General features: G+C 65.7%; 4 pseudogenes. 2 read left to right on the top strand and 2 right to left on the bottom strand.

Annotated elements, in window-relative coordinates:
- Positions 1 to 1265, top strand: a pseudogene (locus JCM19049_RS07895) (aldehyde dehydrogenase); the annotation flags it as partial.
- A gap of 33 nt (positions 1266 to 1298) precedes the next feature.
- Positions 1299 to 2394, top strand: a pseudogene (hpaD, locus tag JCM19049_RS07900) (3,4-dihydroxyphenylacetate 2,3-dioxygenase).
- A 190-nt stretch (positions 2395 to 2584) separates the two neighbouring features.
- Here hpaD and JCM19049_RS07905 read toward each other — a convergent pair.
- Together JCM19049_RS07905 and JCM19049_RS07910 are read right to left on the bottom strand one after the other, a co-directional pair.
- Positions 2585 to 3474, bottom strand: a pseudogene (locus JCM19049_RS07905) (sugar ABC transporter permease).
- Positions 3474 to 5068, bottom strand: a pseudogene (locus tag JCM19049_RS07910) (ABC transporter permease subunit). The pseudogenes JCM19049_RS07905 and JCM19049_RS07910 overlap by 1 nt, the downstream one beginning before the upstream one ends.
- Between the last annotated feature and the right edge of the window lie 81 nt (positions 5069 to 5149).

A 5149-nucleotide genomic window follows, 5' to 3' on the forward strand; every position in this document is an offset into this window, starting at 1 on the left:
CGTGGTGGCCCAGGAGGACCGCCTGGCCGAGATGGAGACCTTCGACACCGGCCTGCCGATCACCCAGACTCGCGGCCAGGCCCGCCGCGCCGCGGAGAACTTCCGCTTCTTCGCCGACCTGATCGTGGCCCAGCACGACACCGCGCTGAAGGTCCCCGGCTCCCAGCTGAACTACGTGAACCGCAAGCCGATCGGCGTGGCCGGCTGATCACCCCGTGGAACACCCCCTTCATGCTCGAATCCTGGAAGCTGGCCCCCTCGATCGCCTCGGGCTGCACCGTGGTGCTCAAGCCGGCGGAGTTCACTCCGCTCTCGGCCTCCCTGTGGGCCAAGATCTTTGAGGACGCCGGGCTGCCCAAGGGCGTGTTCAACCTGGTCAACGGCATCGGTGAGGAAGCCGGCGACGCGCTGGTCAAGCACCCGGACGTGCCGCTGATCTCCTTCACCGGCGAATCCTCCACCGGCCAGCTGATCTTCCGCAACTGCGCGGAGAACCTGAAGGGCATGAGCATGGAGCTGGGCGGCAAGTCCCCGGCCATCGTGTTCGAGGACGCCGACTTCGATGCGGCCATCGACTCCACTGTTCGGCGTGTTCTCGCTGAACGGTGAGCGCTGCACCGCCGGGTCGCGCATCCTGGTCCAGCGCGGCATCTACGAGAAGTTCATCCAGCCTACGCCGAGCGCGCCAAGAACATCAAGGTCGGCGACCCGCACGACCCGGACACCCAGGTCGGCGCGCTGGTGCACCCCGAGCACTACGACAAGGTCATGAGCTACGTGGAAATCGGCAAGTCCGAGGGCCGCCTGGTCGCCGGCGGAGGACGCCCGGAGAACCTGCCCGAGGGCCAGGAGAACGGCTCCTACGTCGCACCGACCGTGTTCGTGGACGTGAAGCCCGACGCCGGATCTTCCAGGAGGAAATCTTCGGCCCGGTCGTGGCGATCACCCCGTTCGACACCGAGGAAGAGGCCCTGCAGCTGGCCAACAACACCAAGTACGGCCTGGCCGCCTACCTGTGGACCAACGACCTGCAGCGGGCCCACAACTTCGCCCAGAACATCGAGGCCGGCATGGTGTGGCTGAACTCCCACAACGTGCGTGACCTGCGTTCGCCGTTCGGCGGCGTGAAGGCCTCGGGCCTGGGACACGAGGGCGGCTACCGCTCGATCGACTTCTACACCGACCAGCAGGCCGTGCACATCACCCTGGGCGAGGTGCACACCCCGAAGTTCGGTGCCGCCGACGCAGCCAAGATCGACGGCTAGTACCCCAAGAATTATTTGCAAAGGAGCAAGAACATGAGCAACGAGATCCCCAAGCCCTCGGTCCCGGCCCCGGACATCCTGCGCTGCGCGTACGCCGAACTGGTCGTCACCGACCTGGCCAAGTCCCGCGAGTTCTACGTGGACGTGCTGGGCCTGCACGTGAGCTACGAGGATGAGAACCAGGTCTACCTGCGGTCCTTCGAGGAGTTCATCCACCACAACCTGGTGCTCACCCAGGGGCCGGTCGCCGCACTGAAGGCCATGGCCTTCCGCGTGCGCTCGAACGCGGACGTGGACGCGGCCGAGGCCTACTACAAGGAGCTGGGCTGCCGCACCGAGCGCCGCAAGGACGGCTTCGTCAAGGGCATCGGGGACGCGGTGCGCGTGGAGGACCCGCTGGGCTTCCCGTACGAGTTCTTCTTCGAGACCACCCACGTCGAGCGCCTGCACATGCGCTACGACCTGTACTCGGCTGGCGAGCTGGTGCGCCTGGACCACTTCAACCAGGTGACCCCGGACGTGCCGCGCGGACGCAAGTACCTGGAGGACCTGGCTTCCACGTCACCGAGGACATCCAGGATGACGAGGGCACCACCTACGCCGCCTGGATGCACCGCAAGGGCACCGTGCACGACACCGCCCTGACCGGCGGCAACGGCCCGCGCCTGCACCACGTGGCCTTCTCCACCCACGAGAAGCACAACATCATCCAGATCTGCGACAAGATGGGTGCCCTGCGCATCTCGGACCGCATCGAACGCGGCCCGGGCCGCCACGGCGTGTCCAACGCGTTCTACCTGTACATCCTGGACCCGGATGACCACCGCATCGAGATCTACACCCAGGACTACTACACCGGGACCCGGACAACCCGACCATCACCTGGAACGTGCACGACAACCAGCGCCGTGACTGGTGGGGCAACCCGGTCGTCCCGTCCTGGTACACCGAGGCCTCCAAGGTCCTGGACCTGGACGGCAACGTGCAGGAGATCGTTGAGCGCACCGATGACTCCGAACTGGAGGTCACCATCGGCGCCGACGGGTTCTCCTACACCCGTGCCGGGGATGACGAGGGCACCTACGTGGGCGAAGCCTCCAAGGGCTTCAAGCTGGGCAACCAGCTCTAGGCACCCCCACGCCGGGGCAACTCCTGGGCAGCCAGCAGGACCTGCGGAACGCACACAGTGCGTTCCGCAGGTCCTTTTTGCGCTTTCCGGGGCCGCGCCCTGCTTTTGCAGGTGCATCCCGATAGCTTTTCATCCGCCACACACCGCTGCGGTCCGGGATGCGCTCCGCCGGCCGCTTTGCCGGGGCCTGCTACTTCCCCGCACCGGCGGTCAGGCCGCCGACGATGTATTTCTGCAGGAAGAGGAACAGCGCCATCACCGGCAGCGCGGCCAGCACCGCACCGGCGGCAAAGACGGACCAGTTGGAGCTGAATTCCTCCGAAACGTAGGAATACAGCCCCACGGCCAGCGTCTGGTTCTCCGGCGAGACCAGCACCACCGAGGCGATCACGAAGTCCGAGGTGCTCGCGATGAAGGACAGCAGTCCCACCACCGCCAGGATCGGTGCCACCAGACGCAGGATCATGGTGAAGAAGATCCGTGCATGCCCGGCCCCGTCGATCTTGGCTGCCTCGTCGATCTCCACCGGGACGGTGTTGAAGAACCCGTACATCAGGTACGTATTTACGCCCAGCGCGCCGCCCAGGTACACCATGATCAGCGCGACCTGGTTGTCGATGCCCAGCATGGGGTAGACCTCGCCCAGCGAGGTCAGCAGGATGAAAATGGCCACGACGGCCAGCAGCTGCGGGAAGATCTGGACCACCAGCAGGCTCATCAGGCCGAAGCGCCGTCCGGTGAAGCGCATGCGCGAGAAGCTGTAGGCGGCCAGCGCCCCGAGGAAGACCGAGCCGCGGCCGTGGTCAACCCGATCACCAGGGTGTTGCCGAACCAGGCGGCGAAGGGCCGCTGCTCATTGCGGAACAGGTCGATGTAGCTGCGCAGCCCCACTTCGGTGAACAGTCCGTTGGATGAGAGCAGCGTTCCGTTGGGGTTCAGTGAGGCCGACAGCACATAAAGCAGCGGGAACGCCGCATAGATGCACAGGGCCACGCCGATCAGGTGGCGCCAGCCGGTGGCGGCGAACCACTTTCCAAAGCCGCGGCGGGCGGCGGGGCGCACGGGAGTTGGCGTCGACATTAGTTCAGCTCCTCCAGGGCCTTGGTCTGCTTGAAGCTGATCACCGCGATGATGGAGACCAGCACGAAGATGATGATGGAGAACGCACTGGCCAGGCCGTAATCGCGTTGCGAACCGACGAAGGCGACCTTGTAGACCATCGAGATCAGGATGTCGGTCGCACCCACGTTCAGCCCCGCTCCCTCCAGGCGCGGGCCGCCCTCGGTGAGCATGTAGATGACATTGAAGTTGTTGAAGTTGAAGGCGAACGAACTGATCAACAGCGGGGCCACCGAGACCAGCAGCAGCGGCAGCTTGATCAGGCGGAACACCTGGAACGGCTTGGCCCCGTCAATCTTGGCCGCCTCGGCCAGCTCGTCGGGGATGGACTGCAGCGCGCCAGTGCACACCAGGAACATGTACGGGAAGCCGAGCCACAGGTTGACCCAGAGCACGGAGAACTTCGCGAGCCACGGGTCGGTCAACCACGGGATCTGCGCCCCGCCGAAGAGCACCTGGTTCACGAACCGAAGTCCTTGTTGAGCATGCCGGCCCAGACCAGGCCACCGAGGAATGCCGGGAACGCGTAGGGAAGGATGGAGATCACCCGGTAGATCTTGCGCCCCTTCATCCGCAGGTCGTTGAAGACCAACGCCAGGAACAAGCCCATGAAGAACGTGGTGGCCACCGAGAGCAGGGCAAAGGCGAAGGTCCACAGCGTCACCGAGGACAGCGCGGTGCGGATGGAGGGGTCGCTGAACGCGCGGGTGAAGTTCTCGAACCCGACGTTGATCGACCAGCCGGGCATCAGCTGGGTGCCGTCCTCGGCGGTGAAGGCGCCCACCCCGGTATCCCGGTAGACCACCGAGGTGGTGGAGTCCGTCATGGTGCCCGCGGCCTGGTCGTACACCAGGTTGGAGGTGTACTGGTAGGCGGTGCGCCCGTCCGAGGTGCGCAGCGAGCCCTCGGCCGGGTCCTGGCTGATCGGCACGGACAGCGAGGTCACTTCCGACTGGCGTCCAAGCAGGTCGGCGAAGCCCAGCTGCGTGTAGCCCTCCAGCTGCTCCGGGCTGATGGGAGTAAGCGGCTGATCGGCGGACCCCACCTGCTGCACACCGTCGCGCTGGACCAGCAGCGACAGCTCCTGGCCGTCATCAAGCACCGTCACCGGGAACGCCGGGGAGTCCGGCACGCGGCTCTGGTTGGACTGCAGCAGCGCCATGACGGCGTCGTCCTTGTCCGAGTTGTGACCCGAGCCGTAGTTCGTGAAGGCGATGTAGCCGGTGTAGCCGATCACGAAGACCTGGAAGATCAGCAGGAAGATGGTGCCCGGCAGCAGGTACTTGGCCGGCAGCCAGCCCCGCTTGAAGTACACCACGTTAATGGCCAGGGTGATCACCGCGAGCACCGCGGCGATGGCCCAGGCTTCACGGCCGATCGCGGTGAACAGCGCGAACACGGCGGTGGCGTCCACGATGGCGATCATGGCGATCTTGGCCAGCATCGCCCCGGTGGAGGTGGAGGACGCGGCGGCAAAGCGGGATGCGGCCGGCGAGAGCTTGGCCTGCTGTACGGCGTCGCCGGCGGGCGGCGGCTTGTGATGGGTCAATGACATCTTTGGCTGGTTTCTGGGTCGAATGGCGGCGGGTGCTGGTTCAAGAAGCAGGCCTGGCGGCCGGCGCGCGGTGCCGAGACA

The organism is Arthrobacter sp. JCM 19049 (assembly GCF_001310435.1).